Source organism: Providencia sp. PROV272, assembly GCF_049901975.1.
In the GTDB taxonomy this organism is placed as follows: Bacteria; Pseudomonadota; Gammaproteobacteria; order Enterobacterales; family Enterobacteriaceae; genus Providencia; species Providencia stuartii.
The window spans coordinates 3,171,306-3,193,919 of sequence record NZ_CP096291.1; the positions used below are offsets into that span (position 1 = coordinate 3,171,306).

Below are 22,614 nucleotides of genomic sequence, written 5' to 3' on the forward strand. Positions count from 1 at the left end.
ATCCCAGTCTTTGCATTAATTGCACACGACTGGGATTTTATTTTACATCGCCTAAATTTTATCATTTAACCAATCAATTGCCCTTGTACATCCGCAACGCTAATAGAAGCGATGCAACCTGCATTAAAATTTAAATAATCATCTTCAATGCCATCGGAAAAAATCACGCCATTTTCCGGCATCAATGATTCAAGTTGCAGCGGTGAATTCTCCTCAATCGCACCGAAAACAAATGAAGTTCCTGTTGTCTTACTAGGAAAAGGCTCCCTAACACTAAATTGAAGTCGCCTTTCTTGCCAAGAAAATCCTTGTGACAACGGGTGATGAGCTACCCCCATAACGGCTTGAGCACCCGCTAAAATCGATTGAAACCACCCTGTCGACCCTAAGCCTGTTGAAATAATGATCCCCGAGGAGGATTGAAATTCTTGTTCCCCATTCCATCTCATAATATAGCGTGCCGATGTGTGGGTTTTAGGGCCAATAAATAGATCATTAACCGCAAGTAATGTTTGCCCATCATTAGTTGTCGCCTGAGCAAAAGTCACCGTTCTACTTGGCATCTTTTCCTTTAACGTATTCAAAACGACTTCACGCAGTTGGCCTATTTCAAAAGGTAATAATTTGCCATCCCATCTTGCAGGATCAGGATTAATTGCGATAACAGGCTGACCATTTAAATATTTCAATGTATTTGCCACTAGGCCGTCTTGTCCTATCACAATCACAATATCACGAGCCGTAAATTGGTAGCTAGGCAGTAAAGAACGTTCTAACAATTGAAATCGCCCCATTGATTTCAGAACCGCCTCTGCTTGTACTAATTGTTTTTGATAGTGATCGTGCTCTTCAAGATAATCGTTTACCTCAACATGATTATGCTCTAAATAAAATTTGGCTTGTGGCCAAGTATTAAAACGTTCAATCAGTGCCTGTAACCGCGTTTTACGCATAATCAAAACAAAACGGACATCCTCTCCTCTTTTCATGCTTTAGCTCCTTTTTTAAATATTTGGCTAAAGAGATCGGGGGATATATTCAACTCACCAATTTTCCCTGCATTTAGCGCTAATGATTCAAACGCCATAGCCATTAACTGCTCCGGTGCCATTTTTGCCAATGCCATCGCTTTTAAATTCTCGACAGGCAGTTCTCGATAAGCACGCATTTTCACCTCAATAGCGTAAGCATCCGCATCCGATTGAATTCGTTGGTTTTCAACGCTTAATGCCACAAGCTCATTACGTTTAGCTTCGGCATTGACTTGAGCGGCTAACTTTTCCTGCTCAATTTCAGCCTGTTCACGCAATAAATGACGTTCATTTTCTAAACGTGCTTCTTCAATTTGTTGCTGCTTATTTTGAACGGATAAATCGGTTTCCAGCTCGGCTTCCTTAAGCATACGCTCTTGTTCGACAGAAAACTTACGTCTCGCATAAATCGCATCATCGGCCTCTTTTAGAATCGATTCTCTCGCTTCTGCTTCAAGAGCTTTCAATGTTTCAGGTGATGGTGTAATGGCTGCAATCGAAACATCAAGAATATCGATGCCTAATGCTTGTAGCGCCGAATGTATCGATAACTGATTGGCGACCTCTGTGATCAATGTTTGACTTATCAACAATGCATCACGCATCGCAGTGCGTTGGATTTTTGCCTGAATTAAAGTCTGTGCACTACGCACAACCCTATCGCTTAATTTTAATGGGTCCTCAGACGCATACGAGCTGCCATCTTGAGTCAGGTTATAATTCAATACCTCTGCTGTTTTTTCCGGTTGGCTAATTCGAAATGAGATTTGCCCTTGAATACGCAAGCTTTGAAAGTCCGCCGTTTGTAAATTAAAAATAAACGGCGCTTCAAGCGCATTTAATGGTAGTGCTGCAATAGATGTTGTTGCTGAGTTATACCAAAAACTTAATCCCTTCCCTTGCTTAATCACTTTTCCGTTGACGGATTTAATAATGAAAGTCGAAGAGTCTGCTTTGAAATAATTAATATTAAACATAGTTAACCTCATTAGTGTCCTTGTGACAATAATTAATTATTGTCTTATAGACACCAAAGTGTCAAGCATTAAGTGTCTTAATGACACAAATATTTTTTTAACGTATCATCGCCCTATTAACCATAAAATAGCTTAGTGGGTTGTCATCTCATGAATGAACAAGAATATTTATCTAAATACGATAGGAATGCATATCTTTCGCCACTAGTGACGGTAGATGCGGTGCTATTTACTTACCATGAAGAGACGTTAAAGGTTCTCCTTGTTGAGCGTGCAAATCATCCAGATAAAGGGATGTGGGGGCTACCTGGCGGGTTTATCGATGAAGAGCAAGATAGCACTCTTGAGCAAGCTATCTTGAGAAAGCTAAAAGAAAAAACGGGCGTCATTCCCCCCTACATTGAACAGCTTTGTACTGTCGGTAACCATTTTCGTGATAAACGAGGTTGGTCTGTCACCGTCTGTTATACAGCCCTTATCGCCTATCAGGCATGTCAGCACTACATTGATAGTGTCGGATCAGCAAAATGGGTCGCTATCAGCGACATTGAAAACATGTCATTAGCCTTTGACCACTCGATGCTTTATCAGCAAGCACGAGAGCGATTAAAACAAAAATCACTCTATTCTATTGTTCCCGGCTTTGCCTTACCTGAAGTCTTTACTTTGACAGAGCTGCAACATGTGCATGAAGTATTAATCGGCAAAACATTGCAAAAAAAATCTTTTCGCCGTCGCTTAGAGCAGGCTGATTTACTGATTGATACCGGGGAAAAACGGCAAGAAACAGGCCGTCCAGCTAATTTATATCGTCTGAAACCTGAGTCAGCTGATTACCGTTTTATTCGTAATTTAGAATTTTAACCCTGATGGGTAAAACAAAGGCCCCCTTGAAACATATCTTCAAGAGGGCCTGAAATAGCCTAGCGAGAAATTAACTAAAAAGAAGCCATCCACATACGTGTTTTTATTCCCCAATAGCTTGTATAACCACTGGTAAAACTGACCATTTTACCGTTATCGATGATCATAAAGGTCGGTGTGGCACTAATGCCAACCTGATTCGCAAGCGAGCCTTGTGTATCATTGATTACTGGGAAATTTAGCTCTTTTTTCTCCATCCCTGATAACAGACGTTCACTATTGCCAGAACGTATTGCCACAGAAACAACGGGAACACCGGCCTTAGCTAAGTCGGCTACCGTTGGAGAGGTTATTTTGCAAACCCCACACCATGTCGCCCAAAAATAGACTAAAACAGGTTGTTCTTTACTCAACTCTGCTAATGATACGGTTTCACCCGTCGCAAGTAATTGCGGCTCAAGCAAAATAGGTGCTAGGCTTTCAGGTTTACGCCAAAAATCCATTACGGTAAAGACGACGAACAAGATCACCACCAACCCAATAATTTCTTTTGACCACTTTTTCAGTCTAGCCATATTTACCTTATTTCACTTTTGCTAATTGCTCTTTAACAATCATTTCTAATTGTTGAGCATCTACAGCCCCTGGGATCATTTCTTCACCAATGAGTGTTGCAGGTGTACCATTAATCCCTAATTTTTCGGCTAACATCATGTTAGTGCGAATAGTTTCTTCGCTCTTATCGTTAGCGACTAATTTTTCATTACCTGTCGCTTTCAACGCCTGTTTGATGTTTTCTTCAGTTAACATCCCTTGCTTTTGCATAAATTTTTGATGCAGTGCTTGGAATGCTTTTGGATCTTTTTCCCACAATGTCAGAACCAGTTGAGAAGACTCCAGCGATGTTTTGCCTTTAAATGGCAGAGGTTTTATCACCACAGCAACATCAGGGTATTTCTTCACAATCTCTTCAAGCTGTGGATCAAAACGCTTACAGAATGGGCAGTTATAATCGGTGAAGTTAACCAACACCAGTTTTGCATCTTTGGCACCCAGTCGTGGGCTTGCTGGATCATTAAACAGCTTATCGTGCTCGGCTTTAATCGTTGCCTTCATTTGAGCTTGCTGTTTTTCACCTTGCTTAGCCTGTAGTGCAACAATCGCTTCTTCTAAAATTTCAGGGTTTTCAACCAAGGTATCACGTACCAACTTACGCACTTGTGCTTCTTGGTCAGACGTTAATGGAGCCGCATGAGCAGTTGCACCTAGCATTAGCGACGAGAACAGAACAGCTACAATTGTTTTTTTCATTTTTCGGCTCCTTTGGCCTCATTCATAATTGATAATAAAACTTCACGATCAAGTATCGTTGACAGTATTTCACCCTCAGCCAACCTAGGGCCATAAATTTGATTAAATGGCACAGCCACCTGCCCACGTTTTTGTAAAAATGCGGTAATTTCTGGTGATGGCTTAGTCCAGTCACCTCTTAATGCGACCACATCTGGTTCATTCAAGAGTTGCTGAACATCATCTCTTAGCAATACATTATATTTATTTGCTTTACAGGTTACACACCAATCTGCCGTAACATCAATAAACACACGCTTATTTTCTGACAGAGCCTGTGTAATCGCTTCCTCACTCAGAGGTTGCCAATCCACATTATCCTGAACAAGGGTTCGACTTCCTGTCGTTTGCTCCATCGTTGCCCAAACAAAGCCACCTGTTAATAATGCAAACAGGACAAACGAAATTGCCGCAGTGCGTAAACTGAATTTTTTGCCAATGAAAACCACCAGCAAAAGCAAAAAGACGATCACAATAGCTAAGGCAGCCATTTCACCAAAATGAGGGATCAGTAAGCTAATTAACCATAGACATGACAATAGCATCATCACACCTAAAACCACTCTCAGTTTACTCATCCAAGCCCCAGGTTTTGGTAACAGCCGAGAAATAGCAGGGAAAGCGGCGATTAATAGCCACGGCAAACTCATTCCGATCCCCAGTGCCGTAAAGACTAACCAGAGTTCTCCTATCGGAGCCGCTAGTGCAAACGCCACTGCTGTGCCCAAAAATGGTGCAGAACAGGGGGTTGCCAATAAGGTTGCAAACACACCTTGCCAGAAATGCCCACTGTTACCTTGACCACCCGCAGTCGCTAAACGAGTGCTCGCTTTACTTCCTAGATGGATCTCAAACAAACCAAATAGGTTAGCCGTAAATAATGCTGTCACTAATACCATAAACCCAATAAACCATGGGTTTTGGAACTGGATCCCCCATCCAACAGCTTGTTGCCCAACGCGCAACAAGGTCATTAATAACGCTAATAGCCAGAAAGAGACTAAGATCCCTGAAGAAGAAAGCAAAAATTGCCGACGGATGGTTTTCTGCTCCCCTTGCGGTACCATCAAGACCGAGCCTAACTTCATCGCGAGAACCGGCAAAACACAAGGCATAAGGTTTAAAATCAAACCACCTAGTAACGCAAAGGCCAAAATCTGCCAAAGAGGTATCGCACCGCCAGCATTATCCTGCTGGGTAGCGCCAGTAAAAGGTGTGATTTGCGCTGTTACCTGTTGTGAAAGCGCGCCATCCGTCACCACAAAAGAGAACGGTTTTCCTGTCAGGTCTGGCGCTTTATCTCCCCAATCATCACTCACCGCAACGGTCGCCGTCAGCTTGTCACCCGATAAACGAATATTTGGCACACCTAGCGTGGTTCCTTCTGGTGTATCAGTAAAAACCCCTGCTTTTTGGCTCCACGGCTCGCCAGCCACTTTTTGTAATTCAAGAACGAGTTTGTCACCATCAAACCCGACATTATGGTTTTGCACTAGCCCCGCTGTAGGAGGAATACGCCCCATCGCTTGATTAAATGCCCACTCAAAATTCTCAGGCTCAGGTTCAGTCAAATCGAGCTCGAAAGGATAATCCGTTAAAATACAGACATTGCTACAGGTGGAAAGCGTTAAAACTCCCGAAAGTTTATCTAGCTTTTCATCGGCATTAACGACGATAGGAAAAACAACGTCTCCCATATAACCTTGAGTTGAAATACCTGCAACATCAAAACGACCAGGAGCTGGCCACTGCCAATCCATATCTGTTACTGGTGATTTCCAATTGATTTCCGGCGCAATACCGCCTTCTCCTGGAGAACGCCAATAGGTTTTCCAACCATCTTGTAGTTGTACATCCAACAATAAAGCAACCTTCCCATCTTTTTGGGAAGCACTTAACAATCTTACTTGAGCATGGTCATTATGTTTATCTGTTAGCCAGCCAGTATCAGCTGCCTGTAGCACTCCCGAAAATAAGGCAGATAAAATAATTAACGCATTAATTAAAAAACGCATAATTCCTCCAGAATAAAATACACCAACAAGCTGAACGTGATGGTGTTCTAATCTCGAAGATTGCAATATTGTAAATGGAGCCTAACTCTTGGTGGGGGATGTTTATCCTCACGTTTAGCTCTGCGTGAAAATAAATTAGAGTAAAAAATACCTAACGCAGTGATAGAAAGGAAAACAAAAAAGAGAGGTTCAATAGCAGCAGGACTTAATGTCAGTAGTGATTTAGCACTCAATTCACAAGAAGACAATTGCGCGTTTTTTTCACTCGAAACAGCCGTTTTAAACACCATAGACTGACCATTGGATTGCATTTGCACGACAGGGTCTTGAGGCGAAAAATGGGCGAAAAGACGCTCTCCAACGGCTCTTTGATTAATACAAAGTAAAACCATCAGACAGGCGAGTACTACTAATCCTTTGCCTAATTTGAGTTGCCTGTTCATGCGTGTCTCTATTTCTTCGTCCTGAAATCACACTGTTAAATAATGATAAGTTAATTCAATATTTAAATTTAACCAATTTAATCAAGGTTACATCTTACACAGCAAACGACTCGGTACAAGTAGCATGAGCTAACTTTACAAACCCAATCCTATTTACACCCCTAAAGATAAAAATTGGCATACAAGATGCATTATACCCACGAGCAACAGGAAAATGAGATTATTTTTCACACTAGTGGTGCATAAATACCCTTTTTAGGAAAGTTTTCCCAGTAATAGTGCAACAAATTAGGAACTGCCCAAATAATATGCGAGATAGCTCCCGATTTTGAAACAATTCATTTTCATTGTTTAACATTTTTCTTTAATTTTTAACAATATTAAAACATACAGCAGGTGATCGTGGTATTGATAGCATCCACGAAACATCAGCAAGCACAACAAACGAGATAAATCTCCGATCTTAGAAAGGAGCTGTAAATATGCGTATGAGCAAGATTGTATTATCGATGATGGTGCTAGGAGCAACTTGTGCCGTTCAAGCAGAAGAACTAACAGGTACTCTAAAAAAAATTAACGACAATGGTGTGATTGTTGTTGGCCACCGTGAGTCATCCGTTCCATTTTCTTACTATGACAACAACCAAAAAGTGGTCGGCTACTCTCAAGACTACTCCAATGAAATCGTTGATGCGGTTAAAAAGAAACTCAACAAACCTAATCTCGAAGTTAAGCTTATCCCTATTACATCACAAAACCGTATACCGCTATTACAAAATGGTACCTATGATTTTGAGTGTGGTTCAACGACCAATAACTTAGAAAGACAAAAACAAGCTGCGTTTTCAAATACGATTTTCGTAGTAGGTACTCGTCTACTTACTAAAAATGACTCTGGAGTCAAAGACTTCGCCGACCTCGCGGGTAAAAACGTCGTTGTTACCTCTGGAACAACGTCTGAAATTTTGCTCAATAAACTTAACGACGAAAAAAATATGAAAATGCGCATTATCAGTGCAAAAGATCATGGTGACTCATTCCGTACCCTTGAATCTGGCCGCGCTGTCGCCTTTATGATGGATGATGCGTTGTTAGCAGGTGAACGTGCAAAAGCGAAAAAACCAGATATTTGGGAGATTGTAGGCAAACCGCAAACAGAAGAAGCTTATGGCTGTATGCTACGCAAAGATGATCCTCAGTTTAAGGCGTTAGTCGATGAAACTATCGCGAAGGCACAAACTTCTGGTACGGCTGAGAAATCATTTGACCGTTGGTTTAACCAACCTATCCCACCAAAAAATCTTAACTTGAAATTCACGTTATCAGATGAAATGAAAGAGTTGTTCAAATCACCTAATGACAAAGCACTTAACTAAATAAAAAGACAAACAGGGTGTTACTGAAGTGGGATTTGCAAGGCGGTCGTTCCCCGCCTTGCACTTTCTCACCAGTAGTAGGGTCAATCTAAATTGCCCACAGGAAGTAGAATTATGTCAATCAATTGGAATTGGGGGATTTTCCTACAGGAAGCCCCTTTTGGGAATACCACCTATTTAGGTTGGTTATTATCTGGCTTAGAAGTCACTGTCGCACTTTCTATCTGTGCTTGGATCATTGCTTTTCTGGTCGGCTCGTTCTTTGGTATTTTACGTACCGTGCCTAATCGCTTTTTAGCGATGATAGGAACCGTTTATGTCGAGCTATTTCGTAATGTCCCTTTAATTGTTCAATTTTTTACTTGGTATTTAGTGATCCCAGAGCTGTTGCCCCGTTCTATCGGCGACTGGTTCAAAATGGACTTAGATCCTAACTATCAATTTTTTATCTCTTCAACACTGTGCCTTGGTTTATTTACCGCCGCCCGTATGACTGAACAGGTAAGAGCGGCAATACAATCATTACCAAGAGGGCAAAAAAACGCCGGTCTCGCTATGGGGCTGACCTTGCCACAAACTTATCGCTATGTGCTTTTACCCAATGCGTATCGTGTCATTTTGCCACCAATGACATCCGAGATGCTTAACTTAGTGAAAAACTCGGCGATAGCTTCCACTATCGGCCTCGTTGATATGGCAGCCCAAGCAGGTAAGTTGCTTGATTATTCTGCCCATGCTTGGGAATCATTCACTGCGATCACGCTTGCCTATGTCGGCATCAATTTGATCATTATGCTGTTAATGAATTTGTTAGAACGTAAAGTTCGCTTACCCGGCACATTAGGAGGGCGATAATATGTTCTATGAATTTGATTGGAGCTCCATCGCCCCAAGTTGGCCATTTCTTCTTGATGGGTTAGTCGTCACCGCTAAAATTACCATTACGGCTATTGTCGTGGGGATATTGTGGGGAACGGTTCTCGCCGTGATGCGTCTATCTACTTTTAAACCTATCAGTTGGTTCGCTGCACTGTACGTAAATACGTTCCGCTCTATCCCATTAGTCATGGTATTGTTGTGGTTCTATCTGATTGTGCCTAACTTAGTCCAAAATGTTCTAGGCATATCACCAAAAAGTGATATCCGTTTAATTTCAGCAATGGTAGCCTTCTCGCTTTTTGAAGCCGCCTACTACTCTGAGATTATTCGAGCAGGTATTCAGAGTATTTCACGAGGCCAAGCATCTGCCGCACTTGCACTGGGCATGACGCATATGCAAACAATGAGGTTAGTCATCTTGCCTCAAGCCTTTAAAGCGATGATCCCTCTGTTATTAACACAAGGCATTGTGCTATTTCAGGATTCATCATTAGTTTATGTACTGAGTTTGACGGATTTCTTCCGTACGGCAACCAATATTGGTGAGCGTGATGGTACACAAGTAGAAATGATATTGTTTGCAGGTTTCGTGTACTTTATTATCAGTTTCGGCGCTTCAATGCTGGTGAATTATCTTAAGAAAAGGACTGTTACATGATTACCCTGAAAAATATCTCTAAATGGTATGGCCAGTTTCAGGTACTCACAGACTGTACAACTGAAGTCAAAAAAGGCGAAGTCGTGGTTGTCTGTGGACCATCAGGCTCTGGTAAATCCACATTAATAAAAACAGTGAATGGCCTTGAGCCAGTTCAACAGGGTGAAATTTTTGTAAATGGTATCCAAGTCAATGATAAAAAAACTGATTTGGCAAAACTTCGCTCTAAAGTTGGCATGGTATTCCAACACTTTGAGCTATTCCCGCATCTTTCTATTATAGAAAATTTAACACTGGCTCAAGTAAAGGTGCTAAATAGAAATAAAAAAGAGGCTGAAGCAAAAGGGTTGAAATTACTCGAACGCGTTGGGCTAGCAAGCCATGCAAATAAGTTTCCTTCCCAGCTTTCGGGTGGGCAGCAGCAGCGTGTGGCAATTGCTCGAGCCTTGTGTATGGATCCCGTTGCAATGTTATTTGACGAGCCAACATCAGCACTTGACCCTGAAATGATCAATGAAGTGCTTGATGTTATGGTCGAATTAGCAAACGAGGGTATGACTATGATGGTCGTTACCCACGAAATGGGTTTCGCTAAGAAAGTCGCTAACCGTGTGATTTTTATGGATGAAGGAAAGATTGTTGAAGACAGTAAAAAAGAAGACTTTTTTGCTAATCCGCAATCTGATAGAGCTAAAGATTTCCTCGCGAAAATACTGCATTAATTATTGCAAGCCATAGGGAGAGACTACCTCTCTATGGCTGCCCCCTGCACGACACTCTTATACCTTTCTATTTTGTTTTATCTAAATATTTGTTGCCCGACAATACATACAGATATAGATTAAAAACCCAATTAATATCAATCTAATAATCTAAGCCTCATGATGAAAAATGATCAACAAATAACAATTATCCCTTTACAAGACGATACGGTTCTGGATGTTTCTGCCTGTAATTTTAATGTGATGATAACTGATGAGTTACTCCATCCCTATGACGATATAAACAGGAAAAAAGCGATTAAGCCCTACCTAAAGGATTATCATTTCTCTCCAGAGCAGTGGTTGAATGAACAAGAAAGTTTAGGTGTTTTATATGTTGCGAAATTGGGGGATAAAACGATTGGCTATGCCTGTGCAAGTCTTTGCTGGAATGGAATGGCTCAACTTGATGAATTGGCCATCGATGAGCCATATAGAGGTAAAGGTATCGCCAAACAATTACTAGAAAAAATTGAAGCTTGGGCAACCGACAATGGTTTACATCACATCAGATTAGAATCTCAATCTACGAATACCACAGCCGCTAAGTTCTATCACAAACACGGTTTTCGCATTCATGGTTATGATAAAGCGCTCTATTTATGCACGGAAAATGCCCATGAAGTCGCATTATTTTGGTATAAGACATTATAAACATTAGCGTTCAATGTTTACTTTTATAAATAAGTTGACCAACAACACCTCCCTCTCTTTCGGAAGATGTCTTCCATCCATCACATTGACCGATGCAAAATCAAAGGGAGAGACACCTTCAATGCAAGCAACCTTTACTCCATACTCTTGTGGGGGTGAGCGTCTTTGATGAAAAGTATAAATTCCGCAGATTGAATAAAAAGAGGGCGGCTTGCTTTGTGTTAAAACGATATTCCGTTAGTTTATCTTTTCCTTCTAAAATAGTGTCTCTGACAAGGGCGCAAAGGTTGCGATTGCCCCACACATTCGGCAAAAAGGGCAGTGACATCTTCTTGCTGTGTTATATCTATCAGTCAACGCAACCTTAAATTTCACTGTACCACAATGGCTCTGAACTTGTTTTTCAATCACAACGCCCTCCCTAATAGCATAGGCAAAAACGAAATCAGTGGATTAAGGTACTCAAACAACTCAAATAGGTTTTGTTAATTGATGTAATTTATTGATGCTTTTTTATGTTTCTAGGGGATCTTTGCACTTTAGTGCTAATAAAATAGAGTGAATAAATACCCCTCCCTATGTATTGCCCAATATTTGCTGGCTTTTTGAGTTTTTTTGCGTGAAACACTACCAATCTTACTGTTTTTTAGTTAAGTTTGATGCTCATCGGAATAAAATATTCTGACACCGCCCCCCAAAAACAATATCCAGCTTTCCCCGTCGGTTCAGCTAATCAACTATTGTTGTTTTAGGGTAGGATCCGCTATGCTATGCGGATCTAACTTATAGAAAGACATTAACGCTACTGAGTAGCATTTATTCACCATAGGATTATCGGTGCCATGCAAGAACAATATCGTCCAGAAGATATAGAGCCAAAAGTACAGCGTCACTGGGATGAAAAAGCCACATTTAAAGTGACAGAAGACAACAGCAAAGAGAAATACTACTGCCTGTCCATGCTACCTTACCCTTCTGGTCGACTACACATGGGCCATGTGCGCAACTACACTATGGGTGATGTGATCTCCCGTTATCAACGCCTATTAGGTAAAAACGTTTTACAACCAATCGGTTGGGATGCGTTTGGCTTACCTGCTGAAGGCGCGGCTGTCAAAAATAAAACAGCACCTGCACCATGGACCTATGCCAATATCGATTACATGAAAGGCCAGTTAAAAATGCTGGGCTTTGGCTACGATTGGGATCGCGAAGTTACCACTTGTACGCCTGAATACTATCGTTGGGAACAATGGTTCTTTACTAAGCTCTATGAAAAAGGCTTAGTCTACAAAAAAACCTCTGCTGTAAACTGGTGTCCACATGATTTAACCGTACTCGCCAACGAACAGGTTATCGATGGCTGCTGCTGGCGCTGTGATACGCCCGTCGAGCGTAAAGAAATTCCTCAATGGTTTATTAAAATCACCGATTATGCTGAAGAGTTGCTAAACGATCTTGATAAGCTTGATGATTGGCCTGAGCAAGTCAAAACCATGCAACGTAACTGGATTGGGCGCTCTGAGGGTGTCGAAATCACCTTTAACGTTGCCGATCGTGATGACAAATTAACCGTATATACCACTCGCCCTGATACTTTCATGGGTGCAACTTATGTGGCGGTTGCCGCGGGTCACCCATTAGCACTCGAAGCCGCAGAAAAAAATGCCGAATTAGCCAACTTTATCGATGAATGCCGTAATACCAAAACAGCCGAAGCTGATATGGCGACCATGGATAAAAAAGGGATGCCAACTGGCCTTTATGTTATTCATCCACTCACCCAAGAAAAATTACCTATCTGGGTAGCCAACTTTGTGTTGATGGAATATGGCACCGGTGCGGTGATGGCTGTACCTGCTCACGACCAACGTGACTGGGAGTTTGCCCATAAATATAACCTGCCACTAAAAGTGGTTATTGCCGACGCTGAAGGCAATGAGCCTGATATTTCTCAAGAAGCGATGACTGAAAAATTTGCATTGATCAACTCAGGCGAATTTAGCGGCTTAGATAATACCGCTGGCTTCAATGCTATCGCAGACAAATTAGTCGCTATCGGCGTGGGTCAACGTAAAGTGAACTACCGTTTACGTGACTGGGGTGTTTCTCGCCAACGCTACTGGGGCGCACCAATTCCAATGGCAACATTAGAAGATGGCACAGTTGTTCCTGTTCCTGAAGATCAACTGCCAGTGATTTTGCCAGAAGATGTCGAAATGGACGGTATCACCAGCCCAATTAAAGCGGATCCAGAATGGGCGAAAACCACCATCAATGGTCAGCCAGCTTTACGTGAAACCGATACCTTTGACACCTTTATGGAGTCATCTTGGTACTATGCTCGTTACACTTGCCCACAATTTGATGAAGGCATGTTGGATCCGGCTGCTGCGAATTACTGGTTACCAGTGGACCAATACATTGGTGGTATTGAACACGCCATCATGCACTTAATGTATTTCCGTTTCTTCCACAAATTGATGCGTGATGCAGGCCTAGTCAACTCAGATGAACCAGCAAAACGCCTATTATGTCAAGGTATGGTACTGGCAGATGCCTTCTACTATACCGGCAGTGATGGTCAGCGTGTTTGGGTTTCGCCAAGTGATGTCACTGTAGAGCGTGACGACAAAAACCGTATTATCAAAGCCGTTGATACCGAAGGACATGAGCTGGTTTATACTGGCATGAGCAAAATGTCTAAGTCGAAAAACAATGGTATTGACCCACAATTGATGGTTGAAAAATACGGTGCCGATACCGTGCGCCTATTTATGATGTTTGCGGCACCACCAGAGCTAACCCTTGAATGGCAAGAGTCTAGCGTCGAAGGGGCAAACCGTTTTGTCCGTCGTGTATGGCGTATCGTTCATGAGCACTCACAAAAAGGGGCAACTCAGCCGCTTGATGTCAGCACATTAACGACAGAGCAGAAAGACTTACGTCGCGACTTACATAAAACCATTGCTAAAGTGACCGATGATTTTGACCGTCGCTATGCGTTTAACACTGCGATTGCCGCTATCATGGAGTTCATGAACAAATTAGTTCGTGCACCACAAGAGACCGAACAAGATCGTGCATTGATGCAAGAGTCACTTGAAGCGATCACCTTGATGCTGTCACCTATTATTCCACATGCATGTTTCGAAATGTGGAAAGCATTAGGTCACACCGATGATGTCGATTTTGCAAGCTGGCCTGTCGCTGACGAAAAAGCCATGGTTGATGACACTAAATTAGTCGTTATCCAAGTTAATGGTAAAGTGCGTGGTCGTATCACTGTACCTGCTGATGCAGTGCAAGACTTTGTGTTAGATATGGCAACAAAAGAGTATAGCGTCTCGAAATACCTCGAAGGCGTTACTATTCGTAAAGTAATTTATGTACCAGGTAAATTACTAAACTTGGTTGTTGGCTGATAAGGAGGCCAGGTGCGCTATCTGATAACTTTATTACTGAGCCTGTCGGTGCTAGTCACCGCAGGTTGCGGTTTTCGCCTTCAAGGAACGACACAGATCCCTGAGGAACTGAAGACGTTACAGTTAAGTTCTAATGCACCTTATAGCTCTCTAACCAGAGCCGTTAGGGAGCAACTCAGGCTCAATAATGTGACGCTTGTTGAAAATGGCAGCGCTGATATCCCAATTTTAAAAATTACGGGATCGTCAGAAAAAACAGAAACCGTATCGATTTACCAAGATGGTAAAGCGGCAGAGAAACAATTGACCTTTGTGCTCAATGCTCAAGTCATGATGCCAAATGGTTCGGTTTACCCGTTACAAAGCCAAGTTGAGCGTACTTTCTTTGATAACCCATTAGAAGCTCTTGCAAAAGATGCTGAAAATGAATTGGTTAAACAAGAGATGCGGGAACAAGCAGCGCGGATATTAGTCCGTAAACTGTTAATTGTTCATACTGCCGAACTTGAGAAAGCTAACGCTAAAGCTGTTGTTCCTGTTGTTGAACCATAATGATCCGTATCTATCCTGAACAGTTGACCTCTCAGTTACAAGAGTCTCTGAGAGGCCGCTATTTAATCTGGGGCAATGAGCCCCTATTAATTCAAGAAAGCCAAGATGCCATCCTAAAAACGGCTCAAACTCAAGGGTTTGAAGAGCATTTCACCTTTTCACTTGAACAGCACACTGATTGGGACGAAATATTCAGCCTCTGCCAAGCCCTGAGCCTATTTACAAGCCGTCAATCACTGACGTTGATCCTGCCAGAAAATGGCCCTAGTGCTGCCATGGCGGAAAAGCTGATTCAATTATCTCAACTTCTTCACCCAGATATCCTGCTATTGCTTCGCGGGCAAAAACTCACCAAAGCACAAGAAAACAGTGCTTGGTTTAAAGCTATCAGCCATGAAGCTGTCTATATCAGTTGTCTAACGCCTGAATATCAGCGCCTACCTCAATGGGTTGCAAAACGGGCGCACAATATGCAGCTCTCTTTAGAAACAGAGGCCAACCAACTCCTTTGCTACTGTTATGAAGGGAATTTACTCGCGTTGGCACAAGCACTTGAGCGATTATCGCTACTCTACCCCGATGGTAAATTAACCTTGCCACGTGTCGAAACTGCCGTGAATGATGCTGCACATTTTACGCCGTATCATTGGGTTGATGCCTTATTAGCCGGCAAATCACGGCGCGCTTGGCATATTCTCGAACAGCTTCAACGTGAAGATACTGAAACGGTCATCCTCTTACGGGCTATCCAACGTGAATTAATGCTACTACTGACATTAAAACGCCAATCGGTTACCACGCCATTAAAAACCTTGTTTGATCAGCATAAGATTTGGCAAAGCCGCCGACCATTATTGAGCGCAGCATTACAACGTCTAAGCTTACATCAATTACAATCCGCACTTTTGTTGCTAACACAAGCAGAGCTACATGCCAAACAAGACTTTAGCCACTCGGTGTGGCCTGACCTACAATCCTTGTCTATGTTAGTATGTACTAAAGCCTTACCAGAGAGTTTTATCCATGACCTTTAAGACCAAAGGCCTTCAAGCGTTATTTGGTGGGACATTTGACCCGATACATTATGGCCATCTACGCCCAGTAGAAGCATTAGCCAAGCAAGTTGGCTTACAAAAAGTGATTTTGTTGCCAAATCATGTGCCGCCGCACCGACCTCAACCAGAAGCTAGCCCAGCTCAACGATTAGACATGGTACGTCTAGCGATACAAAATAACCCGCTGTTTACCATCGATACCAGAGAGCTTGAGCGTAATAGCCCATCCTACACGATAGAAACCTTAACCTCATTACGTACTGAGATGGGTCCAGAGCAGCCGTTAGCATTCATTATTGGTCAAGATTCGTTATTGTCGATCCAGACATGGAATGGTTGGGAACAGCTGTTGGATAAATGCCATTTATTAGTTTGCTCACGCCCCGGTTATGCGACCAATTTCAGTGAGCCGCAAATGCAAGCATGGTTAAAAAAACACAGAACAGAGGATACCAATAAGCTGAGCCAAGCACCGAACGGTTATATTTTCCTTGGTGATACGCCACTCATTGATATTTCAGCCACCGAAATCCGTCATAGCTTAAGTGCCGGCCATCTAAATGATGATTTGATCCCCGCTTCTGTCATGGCTTATATCAAACAGCAGCACCTCTATCAAAATTGAAGTAATGCTCTGATTTTTTCACATCCCGGATATGGTGATAAGTAAAGTTGCTCACTGATATAACTATCAGGGTATTGAGTGAGCAACTGCAATATCATCGATAACGGATTATTAATAGAAAGATAACCCGCTTGATAATCATTGATTAGCCACCCCAAACGGACTTTTTCATCTCTTGTCGCTTTATATTTAAAATAGCCTTGTATATGTTGAAGCGCATTGACTTGTAACTTGCGAGCTGGTGTTGTGGCTAAAATAGCCAGTAGTTGATAACGATATTGGGTGTAAACCTCAGTGAGTTCGCTATTTTTTTGAATACCCGCCACAAATTTACCTGTTGCTTTATATCCCTTCGGGGAATAAGCCATCAATAAATATTTATGACGACCGCGAATTCAGATAATAAGTGCAACGCTCGGTCATGTTAGATGGAAGGACGGTTAGCTACTGATAAGCTATCCTGCTCTTCCGACCAAAGATGAGCGAGTAAGTATGAAGTATCAGCAACTAACCGAAGGACAACGATACCAGATATCGATACTGCGTGAGGATAATTTATCCTGCCATGAGATAGGTATCCGTATCGGTGTAAGCAAGTCCACGGTCTCCCGTGAACTGAGGCGTAACACTTCAGATACTGGTTATAACCCACAACAGGCACACCAGAAGTGCTGTGATAGGCGGCTGTCATCTGCCAAAAGGACAATTCCTCAGCAGACCATAGATTTCGTGATATTTGCTCTGGAGTGGAAGTGGAGTCCTGAGCAAATAAGTGCAATTGGCAGCATTATTGGTCTTAGCGTCAGCCATGAATGGATTTACCAGTATATCTATGCGGATAAGCGTAGCGGTGGCGAGTTGTACAGGCATCTTAGGCAGGGCAAACGGCGATATCGTAAGGGCTACGGGCAGAAACGAGGGCGCATCCCTGATGCGGTATCCATTGAGCTACGGCCGTCAGTCGTCGATGACCGTAGCCGTCTGGGGGACTGGGAGGCCGATTTGGTGCAGGGTAAACAGGGCACTGGTGCTATCGTGACACTGGCAGAACGCAAAAGCCGTATTTACCTGACAAAAAAGGTGTTTTCAAAGGATGCGGTGGAAGTCAGTAAGGCCATTATCTCACTGCTGAGTGAGTATCAGGATGTATGTCACACAATAACGTTCGATAACGGTCTAGAGTTTAGTGAGCACAAGGCGATAGCAGAAGCACTGAACGCAGATACGTACTTTGCCCATCCGTATGCCTCGCATGAGCGTGGGCTGAACGAGAATACGAATGGGTTGTTAAGACAGTTTATCCCGAAAGGAACAGACCTGCGGACAGTGACAGAAGAAGACTTACAACGCTATCAGGGAGCGTTGAACAGCAGGCCACGCAAGTGTCTGGGGTTCAGACAACCTTCGGTGGTGTTTGCGGAGCTAAGAAAGGCGGCTTAGCGTTGCACTTCGGACTTGAATCCGCCGACTGTGAAAACAAATAATTTGGTGGTGCGTTAAATTCTTAGCTAATTGCGTTAATCGATATCCGGTATACAGTTGAATAAGAAACCGATCGAGATGCTCTGGACATGACCATTCCTGCGTAGTTAACAGTGGTGTGTTTTCAGGAAGTTGTTCAAGGAGTTGCTGACGAGCTCCCTCATCACAAATTACCCCTTGATATGCAAACTTTATCTCTGTCAGGGCCGTAATGGGAATCAACTTAATATGTGACTCCGTTAATGAGGTGATATCCTCGGCAGGAAATTCAACATCCCCAAACAGAACAACATTAAACATTATTGATTCCACGCATGGCTCCTTTGCTTTGCGAGATAAAACTCACGATGGCTGATTATTGATTTATCACTTTGTAAAGTTTGTACAAATTTCTTGCCCTGAACGCCAGTTATTCATATAAATCACACACCTTAAGGAATATAAAATAATTTAGCCGATTTTTCTGAAAATCTAGGGTAAAATGTCCCTGCCTTAACAGGTATATTACAAACAGTGTTTAACGTTATACCCGTCATACTTCGAGTTGTCTCCTAATTAGTGGCGCCAATAGCTTCTAAGGGATAGCTACTGGCATTATGTATTGGCTGAGTATAATTAGAATAAAAGGTGAACCTTTTGCAAGGAACTGAACTCCAACAATTTATTATCAATCAGCTTGACGATGCAAAAGCTGAAGATATCATCTCGATCGATGTTCATGGTAAATCAAGTATCACTGATCAAATGATCATCTGCACTGGGACATCAAGTCGTCACTTAATGTCTGTTGCAGACCGGTTAATTGAAGCTTGCCGTAAAAATGGCTTGCACCCACTCGGTGTTGAAGGCCAAGGGGTTTCTGACTGGATTGTGGTTGATCTTGGTGAAGCTATTGTTCATATCATGCAAGACGAAAGCCGTCGTATGTATGAACTTGAGAAACTCTGGAGCTGAGTTTGAAATTACAACTCATTGCTGTAGGTACAAAAATGCCGGACTGGGTTCAGACCGGCTTTATGGATTATCTCCATCGTTTCCCTAAAGATATGCCTTTCGAACTGATTGAGATCCCAGCAGGGAAACGCGGGAAAAACGCAGATATTAAACGCATTCTCGAGAAAGAAGGTGAACTGATGCTGGCAGCCGTCGGCAAAGGTAATCGGATTGTCACATTGGATATACCCGGTGAGAAGTGGGATACCCCAAAACTTGCTAACCAACTTGAAAATTGGAAACAAGATGGTCGCAATGTTAGCCTGCTCATCGGTGGCCCTGAAGGACTTGCACCTGCTTGTAAAGAAGCCGCCATGCAAAGTTGGTCATTATCTCCACTGACACTGCCCCACCCTCTTGTTAGAGTACTTGTTGCAGAAAGTCTTTATCGTGCGTGGAGTATTACGACTAACCACCCTTATCATCGGGAATAGTCAGTTTTTAATATGTTCAATATGGCAGTGGGATGAAAAATCAACGCACCCCTTTTCGCGACCATACAGCAGAATCAATGTTATTTATTCGCCGAGCATTAATTGCATTCGGCGTCATTGTGCTATTAACTGCTGTTCTTGTTACTAATCTCTATCATATACAAGTTGTTCGCCACGAGGATTATCAAACAAGATCAAATGATAACCGGATAAAACTCGTTCCCATTGCCCCTAGCCGCGGGATTATTTATGACCGCAATGGCAGACAATTAGCCTTAAATAGCACCTTTTACCAATTAGAAATTGTGCCTGAAAAAGTGGCCGATCTCCAAGACACGCTGGATAAACTGCGTGATGTCATCGGTCTAACCGATGAGGATATTGCTAACTTTGAAAAAGAGCGTAAACGCTCCCGCCGTTTTACCTCTATCCCCCTAAAAACACAGCTAAACGAAGTACAAGTAGCGCGCTTTGCCGTTAACCAATACCGTTTCCCTGGGCTTGAAGTAAAAAGCTACCAACGTCGCTCCTATCCTTATGGCTCGGCATTAACCCATGTCATTGGTTATGTTGCTAAGATCAACGATAAAGACGTAGAGCGCCTTGATAAAGAAGGAAAACTGCCTAACTATGCCGCCAGCCATGATATCGGTAAATTAGGCATCGAGCGCTACTATGAAGATGTGTTGCATGGGAAAACAGGCTATGAAGAGGTTGAAGTGAATAGCCGCGGGCGTGTTATCCGCCAGCTACATGAGCAACCGCCGCAAGCAGGCCGAGATATCTACTTAACTATCGATCTTGAACTGCAAATTTATATTGAAAAACTGCTGACAACGAGTCGTGCCGCGGTGGTTGTCACTGACCCGCGTAATGGTGAAATATTGGCATTGGTCTCTAACCCAAGCTATGACCCGAACTTATTTGTTAACGGTATATCAAACAAAGACTATCAAGCACTCTTAAACAACCCTGATAGGCCGTTAATTAACCGAACAACTCAAGGCCTTTATCCTCCCGCTTCAACCGTAAAACCTTTTATTTCGGTTGCGGCGTTAAGCGAAAAGGTGATCACCCCTTCAACGACTATCTTTGACCCAGGTTGGTGGCAGCTTCCAGGCTCTGAAAAACGCTATCGTGACTGGAAGCGTTGGGGGCATGGCAAATTAAATGTGGTGAAGTCAATCATTGAGTCTGCGGATACGTTCTTCTATCAAGTCGCCTATGATATGGGGATTGATAGAATATCCGATTGGATGAAGAAATTTGGCTTTGGCGATTATACTGGTATCGACCTTGCCGAAGAGCGAGCAGGTATTATGCCGACTCGAGAGTGGAAGCAAAAACGCTATAAAAAACCTTGGTATCAAGGGGATACTATACCTGTCGGCATTGGACAAGGCTACTGGACCGCAACGCCAATTCAAATGTCAAAAGCCTTGATGACACTCATCAATGACGGTCAAGTGAAAACCCCTCATTTATTGTATGGCACCAAGCTCGGCAATGCGATGGTGCCTTACGAAGATAAAGAGACGGCTCAGATTGGTGATATCCATTCAGGTTATTGGGAGCTCGCGAAGCAAGGAATGTACGGTGTCGCCAATGCACCAAACGGTACAGGAAGACGTAGTTTTATCGGCACGCCATATAAGGCAGCAGCGAAATCAGGAACTGCTCAGGTGTTTAGTTACGAAACCTATAACGCCAGCAAATTAGCCGAGCATTTACGCGATCATAAACTAATGATTGCCTATGCCCCCTACGATAAACCAACCGTTGCGGTCGCCATTATTTTAGAAAATGGTGGCGCTGGCCCTTCTGTCGGCGATATCGTTAGGCAAATATTTGACCATGTTTTATTAGGTGATAATAAAATAGAGGTTAATAGCGTACCAACAGGCACTGAGGAAGACCGTTAACACTATGACAGACGATAAGAAAAAATTATCACTCTCAGCGCGCCTGCACATCGATGTGCCTATGCTGTTAATTATTTTAGCGTTACTTGCTTACAGTGCGTTTATTATGTGGAGTGCTAGCGGGCAAGACCCTGAAATGATGGAAAGAAAATTGGGGCAAATCGCTTCAGGATTTATCGTCATGATCATCATGGCACAAATTCCTCCGCGCCTATATGAAAACCTTGCCCCTCATTTATATATCTTTTGCGTTATTTTGCTAATTTTTGTCGATGTTTTCGGGCAAATCAGTAAAGGGGCACAACGGTGGCTCGATCTGGGGATTATCCGCTTCCAGCCTTCCGAAATTGCTAAAATAGCGGTTCCTTTGATGGTGGCACGCTTTATGAACCGAGACCTCTGTCCGCCATCACTAAAAAATACCATGATAGCGCTCGTGCTTATTTTTACGCCTACCTTGTTAGTTGCCGCCCAACCCGACCTTGGTACCTCTATCTTAGTTGCCGCATCGGGGATATTTGTGCTCTTTTTAGCAGGAATGAGCTGGCGTTTAATCACTATCGCCGCAACCGCCCTTGCCGCTTTTATTCCGCTATTGTGGTTTTTCTTGATGCATGATTACCAACGAACTCGCGTCATGATGCTACTCGACCCTGAAACCGACCCATTAGGCGCTGGTTATCATATTATCCAATCAAAAATCGCGATTGGTTCTGGGGGGCTGATGGGTAAAGGCTGGCTACATGGAACACAATCACAGCTTGAGTTTCTACCTGAGCGCCATACTGACTTTATTTTTGCCGTATTAGCGGAGGAGCTTGGCTTAATTGGTGTATTGGTCTTACTCGGCTTATATCTGTTACTGATCATGCGTGGGCTTTATATCGCAGCAAACGCACAAAACACCTTTGGTCGCGTCATGGCTGGTGGCTTAATGTTGATCCTCTTTGTTTATGTATTCGTTAATATTGGCATGGTTAGTGGTATCTTACCTGTGGTTGGAGTACCTCTACCGCTCGTCAGTTATGGGGGATCGGCACTGATTGTTTTAATGGCCGGATTCGGTATTATCATGTCTATTCATACACACAGAAAATTTCTTTCCAAGAGTTTATAAA

General features: G+C 42.8%; 23 protein-coding genes and 1 pseudogene. 15 read left to right on the forward strand and 9 right to left on the reverse strand.

Translation table 11 applies throughout. From position 1 onward, the window contains the following. Positions 1-65: 65 nt before the first annotated feature. Together M1E93_RS14635 and M1E93_RS14640 are read right to left on the reverse strand one after the other, a co-directional pair. On the reverse strand, positions 66-989 hold the full coding sequence (locus M1E93_RS14635) for a sugar kinase (RefSeq protein ID WP_040132903.1): 924 nt from the start codon (positions 987-989) through the stop codon (positions 66-68). Next, on the reverse strand, positions 986-2,008 hold the full coding sequence (locus tag M1E93_RS14640; RefSeq protein ID WP_004917647.1) for an SPFH domain-containing protein: 1,023 nt from the start codon (positions 2,006-2,008) through the stop codon (positions 986-988). Before M1E93_RS14640 ends, M1E93_RS14635 begins: the two co-directional genes overlap by 4 nt. 150 nt (positions 2,009-2,158) lie before the next feature. Between M1E93_RS14640 and M1E93_RS14645 the strand changes: the two genes are divergently transcribed. Further along, positions 2,159-2,872, forward strand: a complete 714-nt coding sequence (locus M1E93_RS14645; protein WP_004917646.1) for an NUDIX hydrolase — start codon at positions 2,159-2,161, stop codon at positions 2,870-2,872. A gap of 74 nt (positions 2,873-2,946) precedes the next feature. Here M1E93_RS14645 and M1E93_RS14650 read toward each other — a convergent pair whose 3' ends face one another. The 4 genes from M1E93_RS14650 to M1E93_RS14665 are packed head-to-tail and all read right to left on the reverse strand — an operon-like array spanning position 2,947 to position 6,680. Beyond that, positions 2,947-3,447 (reverse strand): protein disulfide oxidoreductase, encoded by a 501-nt coding sequence (locus tag M1E93_RS14650; RefSeq protein ID WP_004917645.1) that lies wholly within the window; start codon positions 3,445-3,447, stop codon positions 2,947-2,949. Positions 3,448-3,454: 7 nt separating this feature from the next. Then, positions 3,455-4,183 (reverse strand): DsbA family protein, encoded by a 729-nt coding sequence (locus M1E93_RS14655; protein WP_426207003.1) that lies wholly within the window; start codon positions 4,181-4,183, stop codon positions 3,455-3,457. After that, the gene (locus tag M1E93_RS14660; protein WP_104873331.1) at positions 4,180-6,237 is read right to left on the reverse strand and encodes a protein-disulfide reductase DsbD family protein; all 2,058 of its coding nucleotides are present in this window, start codon (positions 6,235-6,237) and stop codon (positions 4,180-4,182) included. The genes M1E93_RS14655 and M1E93_RS14660 overlap by 4 nt, the downstream gene beginning before the upstream one ends. A gap of 47 nt (positions 6,238-6,284) precedes the next feature. Further along, positions 6,285-6,680 (reverse strand): metal resistance protein, encoded by a 396-nt coding sequence (locus M1E93_RS14665; RefSeq protein WP_104873330.1) that lies wholly within the window; start codon positions 6,678-6,680, stop codon positions 6,285-6,287. Positions 6,681-7,162: 482 nt separating this feature from the next. On the opposite strand from M1E93_RS14665, the gene M1E93_RS14670 reads away from it, so the two are divergent. The 5 genes from M1E93_RS14670 to M1E93_RS14690 all read left to right on the forward strand — a co-directional run bounded on the left by M1E93_RS14670 (position 7,163) and on the right by M1E93_RS14690 (position 11,008). Beyond that, positions 7,163-8,056 (forward strand): amino acid ABC transporter substrate-binding protein, encoded by an 894-nt coding sequence (locus tag M1E93_RS14670; protein ID WP_014657717.1) that lies wholly within the window; start codon positions 7,163-7,165, stop codon positions 8,054-8,056. A 114-nt stretch (positions 8,057-8,170) separates the two neighbouring features. Next, positions 8,171-8,911, forward strand: coding sequence for an amino acid ABC transporter permease (locus M1E93_RS14675; RefSeq protein WP_004917640.1), 741 nt, complete (start codon positions 8,171-8,173; stop codon positions 8,909-8,911). Position 8,912: 1 nt separating this feature from the next. Continuing rightward, positions 8,913-9,593, forward strand: a complete 681-nt coding sequence (gene gltK, locus M1E93_RS14680) for a glutamate/aspartate ABC transporter permease GltK (RefSeq protein ID WP_004917639.1) — start codon at positions 8,913-8,915, stop codon at positions 9,591-9,593. After that, entirely contained in the window at positions 9,590-10,315 is a 726-nt protein-coding gene (locus tag M1E93_RS14685; protein WP_004917638.1) for an amino acid ABC transporter ATP-binding protein, read from the forward strand. Before gltK ends, M1E93_RS14685 begins: the two co-directional genes overlap by 4 nt. Before the next feature lie 162 nt (positions 10,316-10,477). Continuing rightward, positions 10,478-11,008 carry a GNAT family N-acetyltransferase gene (locus M1E93_RS14690; RefSeq protein WP_237683222.1) on the forward strand — a complete coding sequence of 177 codons (531 nt, stop codon included), beginning with the start codon at positions 10,478-10,480 and terminating at the stop codon, positions 11,006-11,008. Between the two features lie 10 nt (positions 11,009-11,018). Here M1E93_RS14690 and M1E93_RS14695 read toward each other — a convergent pair. Next, a pseudogene (locus M1E93_RS14695) lies at positions 11,019-11,419 on the reverse strand (GFA family protein). Positions 11,420-11,850: 431 nt separating this feature from the next. Between M1E93_RS14695 and leuS the strand changes: the two are divergent. The 4 genes from leuS to nadD are packed head-to-tail and all read left to right on the forward strand — an operon-like array spanning position 11,851 to position 16,665. Continuing rightward, the gene (leuS, locus tag M1E93_RS14700; protein WP_004917635.1) at positions 11,851-14,433 is read left to right on the forward strand and encodes a leucine--tRNA ligase; all 2,583 of its coding nucleotides are present in this window, start codon (positions 11,851-11,853) and stop codon (positions 14,431-14,433) included. Positions 14,434-14,445: 12 nt separating this feature from the next. After that, positions 14,446-14,985 (forward strand): LPS assembly lipoprotein LptE, encoded by a 540-nt coding sequence (lptE, locus tag M1E93_RS14705; RefSeq protein ID WP_014657715.1) that lies wholly within the window; start codon positions 14,446-14,448, stop codon positions 14,983-14,985. Then, on the forward strand, positions 14,985-16,019 hold the full coding sequence (gene holA, locus M1E93_RS14710) for a DNA polymerase III subunit delta (RefSeq protein ID WP_104873328.1): 1,035 nt from the start codon (positions 14,985-14,987) through the stop codon (positions 16,017-16,019). The genes lptE and holA overlap by 1 nt, the downstream gene beginning before the upstream one ends. Then, a complete protein-coding gene (gene nadD, locus M1E93_RS14715) occupies positions 16,009-16,665 on the forward strand; it encodes a nicotinate-nucleotide adenylyltransferase (RefSeq protein WP_104873327.1) in 657 nt (218 codons plus the stop codon). Before holA ends, nadD begins: the two co-directional genes overlap by 11 nt. On the opposite strand, the gene M1E93_RS14720 is transcribed toward nadD, so the two are convergent. Continuing rightward, positions 16,656-17,033, reverse strand: a complete 378-nt coding sequence (locus M1E93_RS14720) for a YbgA family protein (RefSeq protein ID WP_282555041.1) — start codon at positions 17,031-17,033, stop codon at positions 16,656-16,658. The genes nadD and M1E93_RS14720 overlap by 10 nt on opposite strands. A 124-nt stretch (positions 17,034-17,157) precedes the next feature. On the opposite strand from M1E93_RS14720, the gene M1E93_RS14725 reads away from it, so the two are divergent. Next, complete coding sequence (locus tag M1E93_RS14725; RefSeq protein ID WP_140035165.1) at positions 17,158-18,105, forward strand: IS30 family transposase; 948 nt, start codon at positions 17,158-17,160, stop codon at positions 18,103-18,105. Here the strand turns inward: M1E93_RS14725 and M1E93_RS14730 are convergent. Continuing rightward, a complete protein-coding gene (locus tag M1E93_RS14730; protein ID WP_426207004.1) occupies positions 18,088-18,459 on the reverse strand; it encodes a hypothetical protein in 372 nt (123 codons plus the stop codon). The two genes, M1E93_RS14725 and M1E93_RS14730, sit on opposite strands and share 18 nt — an antisense overlap. A 315-nt stretch (positions 18,460-18,774) precedes the next feature. Between M1E93_RS14730 and rsfS the strand changes: the two genes are divergently transcribed. Genes rsfS through mrdB form a run of 4 tightly spaced genes read left to right on the forward strand, consistent with a single transcriptional unit; the run spans position 18,775 to position 22,613 of the window. Further along, on the forward strand, positions 18,775-19,101 hold the full coding sequence (rsfS, locus tag M1E93_RS14735; protein ID WP_004917626.1) for a ribosome silencing factor: 327 nt from the start codon (positions 18,775-18,777) through the stop codon (positions 19,099-19,101). Between the two features lie 2 nt (positions 19,102-19,103). Beyond that, positions 19,104-19,574, forward strand: a complete 471-nt coding sequence (rlmH, locus tag M1E93_RS14740; protein ID WP_004917624.1) for a 23S rRNA (pseudouridine(1915)-N(3))-methyltransferase RlmH — start codon at positions 19,104-19,106, stop codon at positions 19,572-19,574. Between the two features lie 32 nt (positions 19,575-19,606). After that, on the forward strand, positions 19,607-21,496 hold the full coding sequence (gene mrdA, locus M1E93_RS14745) for a peptidoglycan DD-transpeptidase MrdA (protein WP_004917620.1): 1,890 nt from the start codon (positions 19,607-19,609) through the stop codon (positions 21,494-21,496). Between the two features lie 4 nt (positions 21,497-21,500). Next, complete coding sequence (mrdB, locus tag M1E93_RS14750) at positions 21,501-22,613, forward strand: peptidoglycan glycosyltransferase MrdB (protein WP_004917618.1); 1,113 nt, start codon at positions 21,501-21,503, stop codon at positions 22,611-22,613. The last annotated feature ends 1 nt before the right edge of the window (position 22,614 follow it).